The 18705-nt window shown below is 49.0% G+C and carries 17 protein-coding genes and 1 pseudogene; 8 read left to right on the top strand and 10 right to left on the bottom strand.

Going from position 1 to position 18705, the window contains the following annotated elements:
- Positions 1 to 250 precede the first annotated feature (250 nt).
- Positions 251 to 1546 (bottom strand): hypothetical protein, encoded by a 1296-nt coding sequence (locus tag BLT02_RS15695; RefSeq protein WP_092997689.1) that lies wholly within the window; start codon positions 1544 to 1546, stop codon positions 251 to 253.
- Between the two features lie 492 nt (positions 1547 to 2038).
- Here BLT02_RS15695 and BLT02_RS15690 point away from each other — a divergent pair, with 492 nt between their 5' ends.
- The 6 genes from BLT02_RS15690 (at position 2039) to sfsA (ending at position 6155) form a co-directional block, all read left to right on the top strand.
- Positions 2039 to 2677 carry an FtsK/SpoIIIE domain-containing protein gene (locus BLT02_RS15690; protein ID WP_092997686.1) on the top strand — a complete coding sequence of 213 codons (639 nt, stop codon included), beginning with the start codon at positions 2039 to 2041 and terminating at the stop codon, positions 2675 to 2677.
- Positions 2678 to 3322 carry a hypothetical protein gene (locus BLT02_RS15685; RefSeq protein WP_092997683.1) on the top strand — a complete coding sequence of 215 codons (645 nt, stop codon included), beginning with the start codon at positions 2678 to 2680 and terminating at the stop codon, positions 3320 to 3322.
- A gap of 61 nt (positions 3323 to 3383) precedes the next feature.
- Entirely contained in the window at positions 3384 to 3824 is a 441-nt protein-coding gene (locus BLT02_RS15680; protein ID WP_139187706.1) for a hypothetical protein, read from the top strand.
- 98 nt (positions 3825 to 3922) lie between these two features.
- Positions 3923 to 4501 (top strand): histidine phosphatase family protein, encoded by a 579-nt coding sequence (locus BLT02_RS15675; protein WP_092997677.1) that lies wholly within the window; start codon positions 3923 to 3925, stop codon positions 4499 to 4501.
- A 34-nt stretch (positions 4502 to 4535) separates the two neighbouring features.
- Entirely contained in the window at positions 4536 to 5258 is a 723-nt protein-coding gene (locus tag BLT02_RS15670; protein WP_092997674.1) for an AlkZ-related protein, read from the top strand.
- Between the two features lie 195 nt (positions 5259 to 5453).
- Positions 5454 to 6155 carry a DNA/RNA nuclease SfsA gene (sfsA, locus tag BLT02_RS15665; protein WP_175453889.1) on the top strand — a complete coding sequence of 234 codons (702 nt, stop codon included), beginning with the start codon at positions 5454 to 5456 and terminating at the stop codon, positions 6153 to 6155.
- 602 nt (positions 6156 to 6757) lie between these two features.
- Here the strand turns inward: sfsA and BLT02_RS15655 are convergent.
- A complete protein-coding gene (locus BLT02_RS15655; RefSeq protein ID WP_092997668.1) occupies positions 6758 to 7165 on the bottom strand; it encodes a hypothetical protein in 408 nt (135 codons plus the stop codon).
- A 581-nt stretch (positions 7166 to 7746) separates the two neighbouring features.
- On the opposite strand from BLT02_RS15655, the gene BLT02_RS15645 reads away from it, so the two are divergent.
- The gene (locus BLT02_RS15645) at positions 7747 to 8622 is read left to right on the top strand and encodes a histidine phosphatase family protein (protein WP_092997662.1); all 876 of its coding nucleotides are present in this window, start codon (positions 7747 to 7749) and stop codon (positions 8620 to 8622) included.
- Between the two features lie 113 nt (positions 8623 to 8735).
- Here BLT02_RS15645 and BLT02_RS15640 read toward each other — a convergent pair whose 3' ends face one another.
- The 8 genes from BLT02_RS15640 to BLT02_RS15605 form a co-directional block, all read right to left on the bottom strand.
- Positions 8736 to 9122, bottom strand: coding sequence for a VOC family protein (locus tag BLT02_RS15640; protein ID WP_092997659.1), 387 nt, complete (start codon positions 9120 to 9122; stop codon positions 8736 to 8738).
- Between the two features lie 174 nt (positions 9123 to 9296).
- A complete protein-coding gene (locus BLT02_RS15635) occupies positions 9297 to 10445 on the bottom strand; it encodes a substrate-binding domain-containing protein (RefSeq protein ID WP_175453888.1) in 1149 nt (382 codons plus the stop codon).
- Between the two features lie 257 nt (positions 10446 to 10702).
- Positions 10703 to 11692 (bottom strand): ABC transporter permease, encoded by a 990-nt coding sequence (locus tag BLT02_RS15630; protein ID WP_092997653.1) that lies wholly within the window; start codon positions 11690 to 11692, stop codon positions 10703 to 10705.
- Positions 11693 to 11784: 92 nt separating this feature from the next.
- On the bottom strand, positions 11785 to 13296 hold the full coding sequence (locus BLT02_RS15625; protein WP_092997650.1) for a sugar ABC transporter ATP-binding protein: 1512 nt from the start codon (positions 13294 to 13296) through the stop codon (positions 11785 to 11787).
- A gap of 329 nt (positions 13297 to 13625) precedes the next feature.
- The gene (locus BLT02_RS15620; protein ID WP_092997647.1) at positions 13626 to 14981 is read right to left on the bottom strand and encodes an ABC transporter substrate-binding protein; all 1356 of its coding nucleotides are present in this window, start codon (positions 14979 to 14981) and stop codon (positions 13626 to 13628) included.
- Positions 14978 to 15658 carry a response regulator transcription factor gene (locus tag BLT02_RS15615; RefSeq protein WP_092997644.1) on the bottom strand — a complete coding sequence of 227 codons (681 nt, stop codon included), beginning with the start codon at positions 15656 to 15658 and terminating at the stop codon, positions 14978 to 14980. The genes BLT02_RS15620 and BLT02_RS15615 overlap by 4 nt, the downstream gene beginning before the upstream one ends.
- Before the next feature lie 33 nt (positions 15659 to 15691).
- Positions 15692 to 17023: a sensor histidine kinase gene (locus tag BLT02_RS15610; protein ID WP_092997642.1), complete on the bottom strand. Its 1332-nt coding sequence runs from the start codon at positions 17021 to 17023 to the stop codon at positions 15692 to 15694.
- Positions 17024 to 17053: 30 nt separating this feature from the next.
- Positions 17054 to 18148 carry a substrate-binding domain-containing protein gene (locus tag BLT02_RS15605; RefSeq protein WP_175453887.1) on the bottom strand — a complete coding sequence of 365 codons (1095 nt, stop codon included), beginning with the start codon at positions 18146 to 18148 and terminating at the stop codon, positions 17054 to 17056.
- Between the two features lie 238 nt (positions 18149 to 18386).
- Between BLT02_RS15605 and BLT02_RS15600 the strand changes: the two are divergent.
- Positions 18387 to 18705 (top strand): annotated as a pseudogene (locus BLT02_RS15600) (SDR family oxidoreductase); the annotation flags it as partial.

The raw sequence follows: 18705 nt of genomic DNA, 5'->3' as shown, positions 1-18705 counted from the left end.
TGCGGCTGGACCTATACACCCGAAGAGTGATTTGTAGTCCTTAAAACCTGCCAGCCGCAGGCTGTGATCGACACCTGAGCATCGATTCCAATCAAGGTTTTACGAGTTTCCACGTTTGTTTGGGACGACCCTAACTTGGGTATTTACAAAAAAGGAATGACCGGGTGCCCCACGGGGGCAGATTCCCGGCCATTTCCTTGTGTTCTCTGTCAATCGTCTACACTTTTTTCTGCCCTGTTGCTAAACAGGATTAAGAAGAATACGGTTTTATTTTTTTCTGCAGGGCTTTCTCCAGCTCTCTGCGGAGGTGCTCGATTTCCTGTTTCTGCTGTGACAGTTCCTGCTTCTGCTGGCCGATGGTTTTGTCTTTTTTTGAAAGCTCCTGCTTTTGCTGGCCGATGGTTTTGTCTTTCTGTGACAATTCCTGTTTTTGATGCGACAGTTCCTGCTTCTGTTGTTCGATGGTTTCCTGCTGTTCTTCGATCATCATCATAACCGTATTTTTGTCCAGGATGGAGAGTTCTTCTGAGAACATGTGCATCATCTCCTTCGTGTTTTGGCACATTGTGCAGATCCTGTCGTATAACGGACGGAAGATGCCGGGATAGTCCTCCAGGATCCTAAGGATGATCCGGGGGTCATCGGAGGACAGGAAGGTAAGCCAGGCCTCTTTTTCCGTCATGGGCTGCCCGCCCGCAGGGCGGAGCAGGGCATCAAGATGCCTCCGGAAAATATCGAGGGGGACGAAAATGTAGTTCTGCAGGAGATTCAGCTTCAGGCCGGTATCTGAAACAGGGGCAAAGGTGTGGATGTAATCCTGCCGGAACCTGTGGAATTCCTTTGTGGAGGTCTCCATAAACACGATGGTGTATACCGGCCGGATGTATTTGTAGCTGAATGTTCCCTTTTTACCCTCCCTGTCTTTTTCTCTGTTTCCGTCATCCTCCTGCGGACTGTCATTTTCGGAGAATTCCTTACGGATCCGCTGGTACTGGCGCAGGAGCAGGTCCGCATTATAGCAGGCTGCCCGCTCCCCGGGGAAATTGTATCCGATCTTCTGGACTTCGACGTTCACGATGCTCCCGTCAGACGCCTCCACTATGATGTCCATGATGACCAGTGTGTAATCCGCCCCCAGGTGGGATTCATTGGGGAGGATCTGTACCAGCTTTACATCCAGTCCGATCAGAACGGAGATCATGCGGGAAAGCGCCGCGGCCTGTACATCCGGGTCAAACACATATTTGAAATAGGAATCATAGAGGACGCGCACGCCCCTGTTACCGCAGCAGAAGTCCAGAAACTCCTGCCGGCGGGAGGGTGTCAGGGACCGGAAAGTGCCGGTCATCTCCGGGGATGCGGCAATTTCCTGAAGGACTTCTGCAAGCTCCCTGTACTGTGGAAAGGCGGAGCGCAGCGTTGGCAAACCTGCCCTACCGTGGGCATCATACTGTGCCGCCTGCAGTATGTCCGCGCCGGAAAGGGCAGCCTTCCCACCCGCGGAAGCTGCTCCCTGTGCGCTTATGGTGACTGTGTTCTTTGTCATATGCACCTCCTGCAATAAAATTGTGTGCGGAGGGGCTCCGGTGCTGTAAAAGCAGGTTTGCCGGAGCCCCATGGAATAATGAGACTTCGGCAGCGCCGCGGTGCGGCACCGGTCTGACAAAGCACGCGGGGGCAGGGCCTGCCGCCCCCTGCATATGCCTTTGGATATTTTCATTCTAACAGACGCAGGATTATTGTTTCAAGACGGAATTTGAGCATTCGAATATACGCTGCATGGCTGTCGGGTCATCTGTTTTGACCGGGACGAATGCCCTGCCAGTTCCACTAATGCTGTTGGAGAGCAGGAAAGGATACAGAGGGGAATGTATAACTTTTTAATATTTCAGATAGTAAAAATAATCTTCACGCCTTGAAGATAACAGCGGGAATGGGTTATTTGTTAAGTGGAGTCGGGAATAATTGTTGTTGTCAAATGGAAACAATCTGCCTGACAAGGTTGACTATCAATACTGAATATTAAACGGAAGAGCACATGAAAAAAGAGGTACAAAACCAGAATGAGGAACGTAATTTAAGAATTGAGTTGGGGATAAAAGATGCTGGCACCTATTACTATGATTTAAAGACAGTTCCGCATCTTTTTGTTTCTGGTGGAGAAGGTACTGGTAAAACATCTTTTGTTAAAGCCCTTCTCATTAACCTGATGAAACAAAACAATCCTGATGATATTCAGTTCGTCATCTGTTCTTCCTCAGAAATGGAGTATGCAAAGTTTATTTCCAGTCCATTTTTGATTGAGAATCCTATTACAGATATCTATGACATTAAATACTGTCTGCAGGCTTTGACAGATTTAATAGAGTATCGTCTAAAAAACAATGTCTTTGTAAAAAACACACCAGGTAACAACGACATATTTGTTATCTTAGATGATTGTGTAACTATCACAAAGTATGACTGGGCAGACAAACTACTGTCAAAGATCATACTGGATGGACGTGTCGCCAATGTACACTTAATCTTGGTTACATCGACTCCGCAAGGTTCCGCTATTCCATCCGAAATAAGAGACGGTCTCCCTTGCAGAATTGCCTTTTGTACTGCTTCCAATAGTATTTCCAAAGTGGTTATCGGTAGATCAGGGGCAGAAAAATTAAAAATTCCTGGATAGATGATTTTCAAAACTCCGGGTGATTTTGAAACACTCTATTCAAAACATTATTTGCCGGAAGAGTTTGAAAATATTCTGGATATCCTGAAATCAACTAATAGTAATACTCCCACACCAACGGCGGTAAAGTTTGAATCCTTGAAGAAAAACAGGGAGAGCGAAGTGATTAACCCCATAAAGAACGATACATGGGGGTCGCTTTCTCGTAATAACTTTCAAAGTAATGATTTAATCCATAGCCAGAAAGAAGAGTATAAAGATGGTTTGACACCTCAGCATACATTAAAAGGATCATCTTTAAAGATTCAAGTAATTGACAATGAGGTTGTAATAAGAAAAAAACTGCCAGATGCAAAAATGGCACAAGTCAAAATAGAAAAAGATGCTATACGGCAATTGCATCATCATAAACCTGGTTTTTTCTTTAAAGGTTACATCGGAATTCAAATTGTTAATAAAAAGCAATTGAAAATCACCTGCAGTAATAGAAGCACTTCAGATAGAAAAATAGCAATGGATGTTTTTGGGGAAGAACTTAAAAACAATTATTTCGTGATAAAATATGCGGATAAAAAAGAACCGAAATTCCTGAAATTTATCCGTGTCCTGGCCAGAGATTTGCATATGAAAGTTATAGAAGATTGATCACTTTAAAAATTATATATTGATGCAAAATGAAGTATCGGTTCTGGCGGCATTTTTCCATATGGTAATATTTATGAATAATGAAAAGAGAATAATATCCTTTCCGGCAGGAAAAACATACGAACATATTTTGCACACGAGTGTTCATGCTCACCCTATTAAAAGAGGGTTTCCCAAAGAGCCTACATCTTATGTGATGTTTCGGAAAAGCGGCGGAGAAATGGAGTACCTGTTCCGAGTTAAAAAAACTGTTGATTTTTACATTCAGGATTTATTATCTGGAACCGTTTCTCTCAGTGGAATTGACAATGCTGAACTTGAACAAATCAAAACGTATGTATTAGAGAGAAAAGACCTGTTCGGATTTAAATATTTGACAGAATATCCATATCGGTTTTATTTATTGGAAAAGGCCGGAATTCTCTCCCCTCCGCTTGTCAGGACTCCAAATATTCAGGGATATTGCTTTTACAAGCAGAAAGACGTCATTTACCACATATAAAAGGGAACCATGTAAGTAGAATATTCCGAGTTAAAGTAATCTGAAAACGAAGTGTTTTAAAGGCAAGAGTAACATGATTTTTACTCCGTAAACAGGTTATGATCTATATTATCCGACATGGACAGACTGCAAATAATAAGGCAAAACTACTGCAGGGGCGAAGTGACATCCCTTTGAACAAGGATGGAATCCGGCAGGCGGAGGCGGCCGCGAAGTGGTTTTGTGACCAGCAGATCCGCATAGACAGTGTGTACTCAAGTCCTCTGATTCGTGCGGTAGAGACTGCAAAGATTATTGCGCCGGAGGCTCCGTTATTTATAGAGGACCGTCTGATCGAAATGGATTATGGTCCTTACGAGGGCATGGATCTGACGAATCCTGCCCCGGAGGTCAGGGTGTTTTTTTCTGATTTTGTCCATAATTCTGTTCCGCAAGGGATGGAGCCGCTTTCTTCTGTCACCGCAAGACTCGGTGAATTCATGGAAGAGATCCGGGAGCAGGCAGAAGGTCAGAATATTATGCTCTCCACTCATGCGCTCGCGATGAAAGGCGCACTGGAGTATCTGACTCCGGATTCTCACGGAAGCTATTGGTCAAAGTTTATCGGGAACTGTGCGGTCTATGCAATCCCCATAAGAGACAACAGATTTGGGATGCCATTTATCTGTATTCAGTAAGTTTTCCTCTCTGAAGTAAAGGTGGTATGTTTTAATGGCAAATGAAGGCGGTGAATGGATCATGAAGGGTCTGGACTGGGATAATCCCTGGCGGATCCGTTCCTGGCGGGAGCTGATCAGCTGGATCAATGAAGTCGGTTTCCTGCCGCTCTTTGCCAATGAGGTGCCGGGCTTCTCCGCGGAGGAGCACGTCTCTCCCCTCTTCTGGTGGACCGGCGATCCGGAGCAGGACCCCTGGGAGTGGCGTGAGATCATTCCTGCGACCGGCGAGGTGGCATACGGGAAGTTTTTTAATAACAAGACCGGATTCATCTCCCGGGAATGGTTCCCCTATTTTGCAAATGCACGCCGGGACGGTTACGACTTCGATGCGGCGTGGGATGACGAGCTTGTCCAGCGCCGGTACAAGGCGATTATGGATATCTTTGAAGACGGCGGCATGCATCCGGGCTATGAGTTGAAACCGGCGGCAGGATTCGGCAAAGAAGGCTTTAAGAACTTTGACGGCTGCATGACGCAGCTGCAGATGCAGACCTATCTGATCATCCGAAAGTTCGAGAGGAGACGGAACAAACGCGGGCAGAACTACGGAATGGCTGTTTCCTACTACCAGAAGCCGGAAGAGCTCTGGGGCTATGAACATGTGACGAGCGCCTATAAGGAAGAACCCCTGGCTTCCGCTGAGCGCATTTTTAAAAGGGCGAAAGAACTGTTTCCGGGAGGGTCCGATGCGGCGCTCCGGAGAGTTTTAAAATAAAATGATTTCGAATAAAACGATTTCAAATAAAACAGTTTCAAATAAACAGTTTAAATAAAACATTTTGCCGACCGGAATATTCAATGGATCGATACGGCATATCGGGAGTACGAGGGGGGACAAATTCCCGGCGCTTCGGCAACGGCCAGAATCAACATTATTCCCATATTGATCATCGATAAGAAAGAGAATTCTATGGATCAGAGACCTCTTATTAAATATCGAAATACCGTTTCGGGCATTTTTGTGCGCAGACTCAATCGCTTTACTGCGGAAGTCATGATCGATGATCGACTGGAAAAGGTCCATGTGAAAAATACCGGGAGGCTGAGGGAATTGCTGCTTCCCGAGGCAAAGGTCATGCTGCAGAAAAGCGATAACCCTGGCAGAAAGACGGCCTATGACCTGATCTCAGTTTATGAGCCGGTACTTGGATGGGTCAACATTGACAGTCTGGTTCCTAACGCATTGGTAAAGCAGTATCTGGAAATCCAGGGTTATGACATGGTAAAACCTGAGTATACTTACGGACGGTCCAGATTTGATTTTTACATGGAAAAGGATGGAGAAAAGTATCTGACCGAAGTGAAGGGCTGCACTCTCGCAGCGGACCTGGACGGGAGGCAGATTGGACTCTTCCCGGATGCGCCGACGGAGAGGGGGGTGAAGCATCTCAGCGAACTTGCGGAAGCGGCGAAGGCAGGATACCATTGTTCAATATCCTTCGTGATTCAGATGAACGGGATCCGACAGGTCCTGCCTAATTATGAAACACATCCCGAATTCGGGAAAGCTCTCAAGAGGGCAGTCAATGCCGGCGTGGAGACTGTTTACTATCAGTGCCGGGTAGAAGAGGATTGTATTGAGATTATATCTATGTGTATGAGTAAACTGTGATTACAAATTTACAAGCTTCCTTTTTACTTCTTCACGGTCTTCCATTGCTGTTCCTTTTTTTGAGCCAGAGCCAGTGTATATAAAACCATGATCATGGGCATGGTGGTAAGATTAAGAAGGGCGTTTACTTTTTGCGAAACGGAGCCCTGCGTAGCCAGCAGGATTATCGGAATAAGAAGAATAAAGATGAATCCCGCATGATGAAAACGAGCCATATAGCAGTATTTTCAGACTCAATGAGGGCAATGACGCCTACAGCAATACACAACAGGTTTGCCAGAAGGATTCCTGAAATGTTCTGAATGCCGAAAGACCACCCGGAGCTTTCGCTGCTCAGATAATAAAATGCGTACAGTTCGAAAAAGAAATTAACAACTGCCAGGATAATCAGAGCGGTCCCGTTCCTTTTCAGATGTATTTTCATCCTGTGTCTCTCCTCGAATGTTTATTTGATTCCCCATGTCAGGGCCAGACTCCAGCGTGGGTATTTATAAAAAAGAAATGACCGGGAATCAGATTCCCAGCCATTTCCCCGCGTTCTCTGTCAATTATCTTCACTTTTTTTCTGCCATGTTGCTAACAGGATTGAGAAGAAAACGGCCTTATTTTTTCTGGCGGGCTTCCTCCAGCTCCCTGCGGAGATACTCGATTTCCTGCTTCTGCTGTGAAAGCTCCTGCTTCTGCTGTGAAAGCTCCTGCTTCTGCTGGCCGATGGTTTCATCTTTTTTTGACAGTTCCTGCTTTTGCTGTGATAGTTCCTGCTTCTGTTGTTCGATGGTTTCCTGCTGTTCTTCGATCATCATCATAACCGTATTTTTGTCCAGGATGGAGAGTTCTTCTGAGAACATGTGCATCATCTCCTTCGTGTTTTGGCACATTGTGCAGATCCTGTCGTATAAGGGACGGAAGATGCCGGGATAGTCCTTCAGGATCCTAAGGATGACCTGGGAATCATCGGAGGACAGGAATGCAAGCCAGGCTTCTTTTTCCGTCATGGGATGTTTACCCATAGGGCCTGCCCCCCTGCATATGCCTTGGGATATTTTCATTCTAACAGACGCAGGATTATTGTTTCAAGACGGAATTTGAGCCTTCGAATATACGCTGTATGGCTGCCCGGTCATCTATTTTGACCGGGACGAATACCTTGCCAGTTCCACTAATGCTGTTGGAGGGCAGGAAAGGATACAATGAACGGATTGAGAGGCTGTTTGACGAATGTTTCGGTCGCAGAGTTACCGGACATCTTTCTGTGGATGGTGTGGATGGAGCGGGCATTGAAGCCCGGCGGTATTCTTTATGTTTTCTTTAAATACGGACAGTTTGAAAGGTTCCGCAGAAAAGACCTGTTCGGATTTAAATATTTGACAGAATATCCATATCGGTTTTATTTATTGGAAAAGGCCGGAATTCTCTCCCCTCCGCTTGTCAGGACTCCAAATATTCAGGGATATTGCTTTTACAAGCAGGAAGACGTCATTTACCACATATAAAAGGGAACCATGTAAGTAGAATATTCCGATTTAAAGTAATCTGAAAACGAAGTGTTTTAAAGGCAGGAGTAAGATGATTTTTACTCCGTAAAAAGGTTATGATCTATATTATCCGACATGGACAGACTGAAAATAATAAGGCAAAACTACTGCAGGGGCGAAGTGACATCCCTCTGAACAAGGATGGAATCCGGCAGGCGGAAGCGGCCGCGAAGTGGTTTTGTGACCAGCAGATCCGCATAGACAGTGTATACTCAAGTCCTCTGATTCGTGCGGTAGAGACTGCAAAGATCATTGCACCGGAGGCTCCGTTATTTATAGAGGAGCGTCTGATCGAAATGGATTATGGTCCTTATGAGGGCATGGATCTGACAAGTCCCGCCCCGGCAGTCAGGGCGTTTTTTTCTGATTTTGTCCATAATCCTGTTACGCAGGGGATGGAACCGCTTTCTTCTGTTACGGCAAGACTCGGTGATTTTCTGGAAGAGATCCGGGAGCAGGCAGAAGGTCAGAATATCCTGCTCTCCACTCATGCGCTCGCAATGAAAGGCGCACTGGAGTATCTGACACCGGATTCTCACGGAAGCTATTGGTCAAAGTTTATCGGGAACTGTGCGGTTTATGCAATTCCTATAAAAGACTATAGATATGGGATAGTGGATGTGGACAGAAGACCCTGTCTGGATGGCGGCTGTAGCTGCAAAATTCCCTACCGTTGGGCACTTGACCAGGGATATGAGAAGATCGTTGTAGTCCGTACCAGAGAACCGGAGTACCGCAAAACGGTCTCGAAGAAAAAGCGCAGGATTCATGCCTATCGCAAGTATCCTGCCTTTGAAAGAAGCCTTGCTAAAAGCAGCCGCAATTATAATCATCAGTGTGATGAGATTCAGAAGCTGGAGAAGAAAAGGAGGATCTTTGTGATCGCTCCTTCTCAAAAGGTTACTGTCAGCCGCCTTGAAGGGGACATGTAATGGAGGCTGGCCTTATAACGGAGGTAAGAACAAAGCCGCCATAACGGCAGATTTTAATTGGTTATGGATGTTTGCATTGCGTCATAATGAGCTCTGACCCCATTTTGGAGTTTTCATCGCTGGAGGAACTCCACTTCCACGCCGTTGGGATCCTCCGCCAGAAAGCCGCGGAAATGAAGTTTTTCGACGTCACTGGGTTCTGTCAGGCAGGTATATCCTGCTCCCTTGATTTTTTCATAGAGAGCGTCCACATCCTTCGTTTCCATTGCGAAGTGGCGGTAGATCCCCCTGGTCTTTACATTCGCTTTCAGTTCGCCAAAATCGTCCATGTAGGAGATCAGCTCGAGCCGGACCGGGCCGTCCAGCTGGAAATAGTGGATCTCATGGTCTCCCATATCGACATTTTCCATTTTCGGAAGTCCCAGGACTTCTCCGTAAAAGCGTTCACTGGCTTCCATGTCTCTGACATTGATGGTGATATGGTCTAAATGGATATGCATATGTACCCCCTGTGGTATTTATGAAAAAAGCCGCACCGCGGGCGCCTGTTTATGGTCGACCGCGGTGCGGTTGTCAGAATAAGGAATAATTGTGCAGGCTGTTATTCCTGTTCGATCTCCTGATCAATTGCGGATTGACCTCCTGATCGACTGGCTCATTAATTATCTGATCGATCAGTCGTAAAGAAGGACGGAGATCTCTTCGCTGTCGATGTTTTCGGCATTGTACCACTTGGAGCCGGTGTCGACATCTTCAACAGCTTCACCGTTGGCGGCTTTGACAGCCAGAGTCACAGCCTGGTATCCCATCTGATAGGGGTCCTGGGTGACGGAACCAAGGAACTGGCCGTTGGTGACTGCCTGACGCTGGGAAGTTCCGGAATCGAATCCGACTACAAAGATATCTTTGTATTTGCCGTTGGCTTTGTCGAGGTCTGTGCCGTCGTTGGTAGCGGAGATAACGCCGTTGACTGCATCCTGGTTTGCAGCGAATACACCTACGAGGTTGTCGGTGCTGAAGATTGTGTTGGAAGCGGACTGGATATCAGCTGCGCTGGATGAAGGGGGAACAGTGACGACGATCTTGACCTTTGCGGGCTTCGCAGAGGGCTGTGTCCACTTCTCCTGACCAGAGACATCGACTGCGCCTGCAAGTCCGTCGAGAGCCTCGAGATCCTTGACTGCCTCTTCGATGAAGCCGTTGACACGAAGGACGATAGAACCGGAGGTGGCGTCCTGTGCGAGGATACCGAGAACAGTGGGGTTCTCCTCTGTGCCCTTGAGGATCGCTTCCTGGAAGGCGGGATCCGCGATCAGGTTCTGGGCCACGTTTGCGCCTGCATTGGTGTTATCTGTTGCCGCAGTTGCGAGGACGGCGCCTGTAGTGTCGCCGGGAACGCCGGAGTCAAATCCGATGACGGGGATGCCGGCTTCCTTGGCTGCGGTCAGAGTTTCTTCCAGAGAATCTGTATCGCATGCTGCCAGAACGATCGCATTGGGCTTTGCGTTGACCGCTGCCTTGACCTGCTCGACCTGCTGAGAGGTGTTGGTCTCAACGTCGGGGCCGTTTGTTGTGACTGTGACACCCAGATCGGCTGCTGCGTCATTCGCGCCTTTGAAAGCAGCCTGATAAAACTGGTTGTTGAAGCTCTTGGAGATGATTCTGATGTCCATAGAGCCGCCATCTGTCGCTGCCGCATCACCGGTTTGTGCGGCACCTGCATTTGATGCAGGCTGGCTGCTGCTTCCGGATCCGCCGCAGCCTGCCAGCAGAGTGCCTGCGATGGCGAGGCTGAGGACTACGCTCAGTGCTTTTTTCTTCATAAGATGGTTCCTCCCGATAAAAGATGTTGAAAAACGTTGAAAACATTTCGGTCGTATTTCGAAATGTCCGGTTTTCATTCCCTGTCTCCTTTCATGAAAGCTGTAGGCTGATTATGTGGATGCCGGAGAGCAGGGAATGAAGCTGCATCTATCAGAAACTTCGCCTGTGAGCGAAGATTTCCGCGATATCACTGATCAGGTTTCACTGTACTTGTTATACCTCCGGTCAGGTTTTCCTGTACTTGTTATATCACTGATCAGGTTTTCCTGGACTTGCTTGCGCGGATGACGTCGACCAGTACGGCAAGCAGAACGACGACACCGATCAGAACCTGCTGCCACTGGACGGGAAGTCCCATGGACAGGAGTCCTGTTTTCAGAACGGAGATGACGAAGACGCCGAGGATCGTTCCGGAGAGGGTGCCGACACCGCCTGCGAGAGATGTGCCGCCGATCACGCATGCCGCGATGGCGTACATTTCCTGTCCGCCGCCGGTCTGCGGGGTAATGGTGGAATAAGTTGCCGCGTAAATGATGCCTGCCAGGCCTACAAAGAAGCCGTTTACGACATAGACGATGACTTTCCAGTTGGAAGTCTTGATACCGGAGAGCTCGACTGCCTCTTCATTGGAACCCATTGCGTAGGTGTAGCGGCCGAGGATCGTCTTGTTAAGAAGGATCCAGCCGATGACAAAGAAGACGATCAGCCAGATAGCGCCGACCGGGAAACCGTTATTTTTGTAAATCACACGCTTGAACCAGCCGTCTTCGGAAGTGAGGGAAGGCCAGGTCTGTGTCTGCACCTTGGCGATGACCGAGCAGATTCCCAGAGAGATAAACTGCATGCCCAGTGTGGCAATAAAGGGCGGAAGGCCCAGCTTGCCGACCAGAAGGCCGCTGCAGAAGCCGAAGAGGATCGCGCTGATCAGAACCAGCAGGATGGACAGCGCGACCGGCACATGCCACACATTGTAGGCGACGCCGCCGATCAGGGCGCTGCCGACCATGACGGTGCCGCAGGAAAGATCGATTCCCCCTGTGATGACAACAAAGGTCATGCCGATGGCAAGAAAGCCGATATAATACGAAGAATCCAGGATACTGACAAGGGTATCCGATGTCAGGAAATGATTTCCGAAAATACTGAAAAATACGTATAAGACGATGAGGCATCCGACTGCGATGACCTTTTGCAGACCGTCGCCCTTCAGATAGGCAATGAAGCCCCCTGTTTCTTTTTTATCCATTTATTATTCCCTCCCAAATGTGAAAAGTAAAAGATCTCACCTTCACACCGCTGTGGCTGTTTTTTCTTCAAGAACTTTCAGCCACTGAGCGGTCAGTCTGTATACTTGGTCGCAAGTGTCATGATCTTGTCCTGTGTCGCTTCTGCGATATCGAGTTCTCCGGTCTTGCGTCCCTCGCACATGACAACGATGCGGTCGCTCATTTTCAGGACCTCGGTCATATCGGAGGAGACCATGATAATGGATTTTCCCTCTTTTACCAGGGAGTCCATCAGGGAGTAGATCTCCGCGCGGGCGCCAATATCGATTCCTCTCGTGGGCTCGTCAAAGATCAGGACATCACAGTCACGCAGAAGCCATTTGGCCATGACGACCTTCTGTTGGTTGCCGCCGGAAAGATTTCGTACGAGCTGGCTGACTGAGGGGGTCTTGGTCTTGAGTTTATTCACATACTCTTCCGCAACTGCTCCGCATTTTTTTTCGTTTACAAAAATGCTGTTGTGAAGCTCGGGATTATCGTAGGATGCCAATACTGTGTTGTCCGTGATCGGGAGTCCCAGCACGAGACCGTATCGTTTGCGGTCCTCGGACAGGTAACCTATGCCGTTTGCGATCGCGTCTTTGGAATGATGGACTAGGATTGGCTTTCCTTTGACCAGGACTTCTCCGCTCTCCATAGGATCCGCGCCGTACAGAAGGCGCATCGTCTCCGTACGTCCGGCTCCGACCAGTCCGGCAAATCCGAGAATCTCGCCCTGATGCAGGACAAAAGAGACATTTTTGACCTTGGGCGCAGTCAGATTTTTGGCCTCCAGCACGACAGGCGCACCGGGGTCGACATTGCTCTTTGCTTTGGGTGCCTCAATGACCTCGCGGCCTACCATCAGCCTGACAATATCCTGTACATCGCATGTCTTGGCGTTCAGCGTATCAATGTACTTTCCGTCACGCATGACCGTGACGCGGTCCGCGACTCTTTTGATTTCCTCCAGACGATGGGAGATAAAGATGATAGACACCCCGTGCGACCGGAGCTGTTCCATCTTCTCAAACAGGTCCTCGGCCTCAGCCTCGGACAGGGCGGCCGTGGGCTCGTCCAGGATCAGAACCTTTGTCGCTTCATAAGACATAGCCCTCGCGATCTCAACCATCTGGCATTTGCCGACGGTCAGATTCTTGATCAAGTCTGTCGCCCTGACACCGATCTCGAAGTCCTTGATAAGCTTTTCTGTCTTTGCATTGATCTCTTTGTCATTGCAAAAAAAGCCTTTTGACTCTCTTCCGATGAAAATGTTCTGCGCCACAGTCAGATCGTTCATCATATTCAGTTCCTGATGCACGATTGAAATGCCGTTCTCCTGTGCCTCTTTGATAGAGTTGAAATGCACAGGTTTCCCGAACAGGGTGTACTCGCCTGTATAGTCAGAGTGTATGCCGGTCATGATCTTGACAAGCGTGGACTTGCCGGCACCATTCTCGCCGATCAGCGCGTGCACCTCGCCCTCGAAAAGGTCAAAGCTGCAGTGGTCCAGAGCATGTACACCGGGAAAGGACTTGTCGATGTCCTTCATCTCAAGAACCATATTCTTTCCATTTGTCCCCATGTATTACTCCACCTTTCTTACTCACAACAGTGCCCCCTGTGTCCCTCGCGGGGCGTCCGAAAGCACTGAAGCGATATAGTTTCCTTTCCTTAAAATTCTATTATTTTGCTCTTTTGATTAGAGTTGAAAATTGTCATTAATTGGAATTGACAATTGTCATCGGAAGTATCGTCAGTAAGAAGCATAAGAGGTCTTCCGGATCTGTGGTTTTATAAATAAAGAACCCGCAGGCAGGAATGGTCCTGCCCGCGGGGCTTGTTTGATGCCTGGAAAACCGTTGCCCATAAAATGGCCGCCTGTATAATTGCTGCGGCAGAACTGCTGCATGCTCAGTGTTTCCCGGCATATGTTTCCATTGTATTGGAGATTTTGCGAAGGGACACAGCGAAGTTGCCGCTGCTGCTGCCCGCTTCCCCGATCTCCCTGTCAAGCTTATGCAGAATATCTTCGTACTCTCCGAATCGCCGTATGACAACTGCTTTTTGCAGAATCTGATCGAGCAGGTCATAGTCGACAGCCCCTGCCCTGTGAGAAGATTTTGAGCCATCTGCGGAGATCCGATCCGTGCCGGTATAGTGCGGCAGAATCTTTGAGGAGGCCGGAAGGCACCAGGTTTGCTCCAGAACTGACTGCTGGATCGTGTTGTCTTCGGCAAGGATCTTGAGAAAGCGCACAGCCTCCTCTCTGCAGGTATTCCTGCGGGTGATTGCTCCGGCCAACAGCTCTGTCCGCGAGATATTGTCCCCTCCCGGGCCGGCAGGCATGGTAGTGCAGTACCAGGAAAAACTGTTTTCATCCACCGCCGCATATGGCTCGGTACTGTATTTGCGCCAGTTGTCTGCCCACATGGGAGAAAAAGCCACATGGCCGGATGAAAAGTCGGCCATATCTGTCAACAGGCCGTTTAGTCTGTAATGAAAGGTCACAGCCTGCACACATCTTGTCTCAGCCAGATAGTTTTTTATACCGTATTCGTCAAAAAGCCTGGCTGCATTGGAAGCAGCCGCCATCTCCCAGGTGTACCCTGTCACGCCATATCTGGGATGATCCAGCGCTCCGCCGCTTTGTCCCGTGCAGATCCTGCACATCTGGCGAAATTCGCCCCAGCTCCAGTCAGTGCCCGGGTCATGTCCGACATAGGTCCTCAGAAAACAGGTGTTCACTGCCATCATCTGCGGATTGCACATGACAGGAAGCGCGTACAGTACTCCGCCCCACCGGCAGGCCTCCAGCAAAGGGGGATAAGATACTGGCTCTTTTCCTGGCGGCTCCTCCGGCAGAGGCATCAGCATATTTTTTTCTGCGAGAGCGGACAGGTCCTCCTGCTGCGCGACAAAAACGTCGGGTTCTATCCCTTCGAGATATTTTCCCATCAGCCACTCGGAATAATCATCGCAGAGGATCCCCTTCTCAAACCGTAACTCCACATCCGGATACTGTTTGTGATATTCCTTGATTGCCGAAAGGACTGTATTCTGTGCTCCTTCATATCCACGCGGACCTGTGCCGCCATAGAAAAAACCGATTGTCAGGGTCTTTTTGTGTTTTGGCAGCAAAGAGGAAAGGCGTATGTCAGGGGCGGAAAAAGCCGCAAAGGCGCAGACCGCCAGAAGCAGACACAGCAGTGTGCGGGCCGCGGTTGACCAGCGGCGTCTGTTTTTTCCTTCTTCTGTCCCGTGTATCATCGCTGCTCCCTGCCGCGCTTTCCTAAATATTCTGACTGTACCGCCCAGATCGCGAGTTGCGTTCTGTCACGCAGAGCCAGCTTGCTGAGGATCGTACTGAGATAATTCCGGATGGTCCCCTCGGAAAAATTCAGCTCAGCGGAAATTTCCTTGTTGGAAAATCCCCGGCTGACAAGGGTGATGATATCCCACTCGGTCTCTCCGATTTCTTCCGCGCCGTTTCTGTCCACCTGGATCGAAAGGCTTCCTTTTGCCATCTCGGAAAAGAATGTGATCACTTTGGAGGCGATATCCGGGTTGATCATCGCACTCCCGCTGTTGACCTTGATGATAGCCTCCGCCAGTTCCTGCATGGAAATACCCTTGAGAAGATATCCGCTCGCTCCGTCCCTGAGTGCGTTAAAGACGTATTCATCATCGTCAAAGGTTGTGAGTACAATGATTTTGATCCCGGGATAGTTTTCCTTGATGATCTTCGTACAGGTGACCCCGTCCATTCCGGGCATGCGGACGTCCATCAGGATCACATCCGGCTGCTGTTTCCGCACACTGCGGATCACGTCCGTCCCGGTCCCCACCGCATCGATCACTTCCATATCATCACGCCTGCCCAGCACAATCTTGAGGCAGTCCCTTGTAAGTTCCTGATCGTCCGCAACAAGTACTTTGATTTTCATTTATTCTTATTCCTCGCTTTTTACTGGCTTCAGTTATTTTCCCCACCGGATCGGTATCTCTGCATGAACGGCAAATCCCTTTCCTCCGTCCAGTCCTGTATTTCCGTCAAAACACACGCTCCCTCCAAGAAGTCTCGCCCGTTCCTGCATGTGCACCAGCCCGAAACCTTTCTTATAATCAGGACACCCTGTGCCGTTGTCGCAGATTCTGATATGCACCGCGCCATAAGCTTTTTTCAGCCCTACGTATATTTCCGTTGCCTTTCCGTGTGAGACGGAATTGGTGATGCTCTCCTGAACGATCCTGTAGATCGTATCTTCTTCATCGTCGTCAAACCGGAGACCTTCCAGATCTATTTCGCAGAAAAAACGCACGCCTCCTGTCTCGCTCATTTCTCTCATAATGCGCTGGACAGCTTCTTCAAGTGACAGGCTCTCCAGTGCGTCCGGCCGCAGGGCGCTGACACTTCGCCGGACATCGACCATTCCCTGCCTGGCAACATCCCTGGCTTTATAGAGAATTTTCTTTGTGTCCTCCTTGGAATCGTCGATCAGAGTCAGACATGCGTCCATACAGGAGATTAATCCTGTAAGCGTATGCCCCAGGGTATCATGAATCTCACGGGCGAGACGGTTCCGCTCTCTTGTCTGAGACATTTTTTCCACTGTGCGCGAATATTCCTCCAGCTTTTCATTCGCAGTCCTGAGTTCTTCATTTGCTGTATCAAGCCGGATGTTCAGCTGGCGGACACGTTCGTTTTCTTTTTCTGCAAGGCGCATAGCAAGGACAAGATAAAGGATGAACCCCATTGTCGTCCCTGAAAAAATGATACTGCGCAGAAGCATAAGTACGCCCTGAAAACCTCTCTCATAAAACTGCAGATATTCCCGGGAATCGATTTTCACAAAACCCGGAATCGAGATCGGTGATCTGGCCAGTACATAACAGGTCAGCAGAACGATCATTCCGATCACTTTGTCCTCTGTATCGCAGTCAAACACGATCCAGTCCGCCGCAATGATCAACAGGATACCTGTATTATCGTAGTTATCAACAGACAATATAAAAAGCGCCAGCGCCAGTTCTATCGCGGCGTAGACAGCAAAGCCCGCATTGCCCTGCAGGATCCTGTGTCCAAAGATCAGGATTAAAAGCAGAGCCGTGGACAGAACGATGGACAGGATCAGCATCTGATGCGGAGAGCGGGGCATTGTATTCAACCCGTTCAGAAACGAGCTCGCCTGTTCCTCCCGAATGACCCTGAGGATCGTCATATATACAAATAATGCATAAAACAGCGTCCACAGGTAATTGACATTCGCCATAAAAAGGCGGATCCTGCGCAGTTCCTGACTATCTTTCAATACTTCACCTCGTTCACTCCCGCTTGTCGATCACTCCCACTTGTCGATATCGTAAGAATAGATAATATTCTTTGTCACCAGCTTGACCTGGGTGAGAATCCTGCTCCCGGGAGGCATTTCCAACTCACTGTAGGCCTGTCTTACTGCCTCTCCGGCGAGAACACTTGGATACTCCATCACTGTGGCAAGATAGCCGGACGAACGCAGCATCCTCTTTCCCACAGGGCTTCCATCCACAGCGACGATCTGTACATGTTTTTCCTCTCCGGCCTCCCTGAGAGCCGCATAGGCACCTGCCGCAAGCTTTTCGTCCGCCGCGAAGATGAGATCAAATTTGCGGCCGCGCTGCAGTTCCCTGCCTATATAGCTCCGGGCCTTCTCCATTTCCTTTTCCCCGTTTTCCACCTGCACCCGGCGGACGATCTGAAAGGGATCGTGGGAGCTGCCGGTATTATCGTCTTTGTCGTTCGTTTTTGCGCTTTCTCCGCCCGGCAGCGGGCTTTTTTCAATTTTATCCCCCAGGATTCTGCGGCAGAAACTCTCGGTCCGGGCACGGCTCGAAGAGTCTTTCTCCCTGCCCAGCAGGAGGATACGCGCTGACTTCACTTTCACATCGATATAGCCGGCCAGCGTCTCCCCCGCTTTTTCATCATCAGAAAGAACCAGGGCCTGTGCCTCTTCCTCTCCCGCACAGCCCCGCCCCACCAGGATCACTCTGGTGCCACACTGCATACATCTACGGATCTCCTCCTCGAGCCCCCGGTCTGCAGCCGGGCAGACAAAAACCGCCTCTGCGCCTCTGTCCGCGAGCTCAAGCATCTGCCGTCCCTGCAGTTCAATATCATAACCGCAGTCTCTCGACAGCAGGAGATCCCCCTCTGCCTGGATATTCGTTTCGATCTGCATGAGGATCTCACGATAATAATCATCAGCAGTATCCGGGAAAACAGCTCCGAAGATTCTGGATTCTTTTTCCTTCAGAAACGCGGTATGTAGGTTTATACTAAAAAAAACGCAGACACAGGACAGCAAAATAAGGTTCAGACATATAAAAACAGCCGCGAGGTTTTTCCTCCTCCCGGCATCCTTTAGATATGTAATAGGTTTTTCCATCTTCTTCAGCATAGAACCTCCGTAAGAACCTCCGCCTCTAAAAGATGCTCGATATCCGTATATATTCAATATTTTCTCTAAGATATTCATGATTGATAATATAGTGTTGACATCTTTTTTTATACACCAACCAGCCGATGTCTCTCAATGACATTTGTCACAAGTTTACAGAATGTTCACAAGAAAAACCAAATCATTATAATGTGATACAGGGGTATACATCTCGCCGGGGCCTGGTCCCATGTCAGGCGAGTGCAGCTATGAGGAGTTTCAGTATGCTCTGGCAGTCGGTGTTACTGCGCCTTTCTATCTGTCAAAGCTGTTTGTGCCGTATTTCCGGGAAGGCTCCTGCATTATAAATATTTCTTCCTCCCGCGACCGGATGAGCCAGCCGCAGACGGAAAGCTACACGGCAGCCAAGGGCGGTATCGCAGCGCTGACACATGCACTGGCGGCAAGTTTTGCGGGAAAGGTGCGGGTAAATTCAATCTCTCCGGGATGGATCGATACGGCATATCAGGAGTACGAAGGACCAGATGCGTTGCAGCAGCCGGTTGGCCGCGTCGGAA

It is taken from the genome of Sarcina sp. DSM 11001, from assembly GCF_900101015.1.
Classification (GTDB): domain Bacteria; phylum Bacillota; class Clostridia; order Lachnospirales; family Lachnospiraceae; genus CAG-791.
The sequence above is the reverse complement of the archived record's forward strand: the minus strand, read 5'-3'. Positions and strand labels throughout refer to the sequence as shown.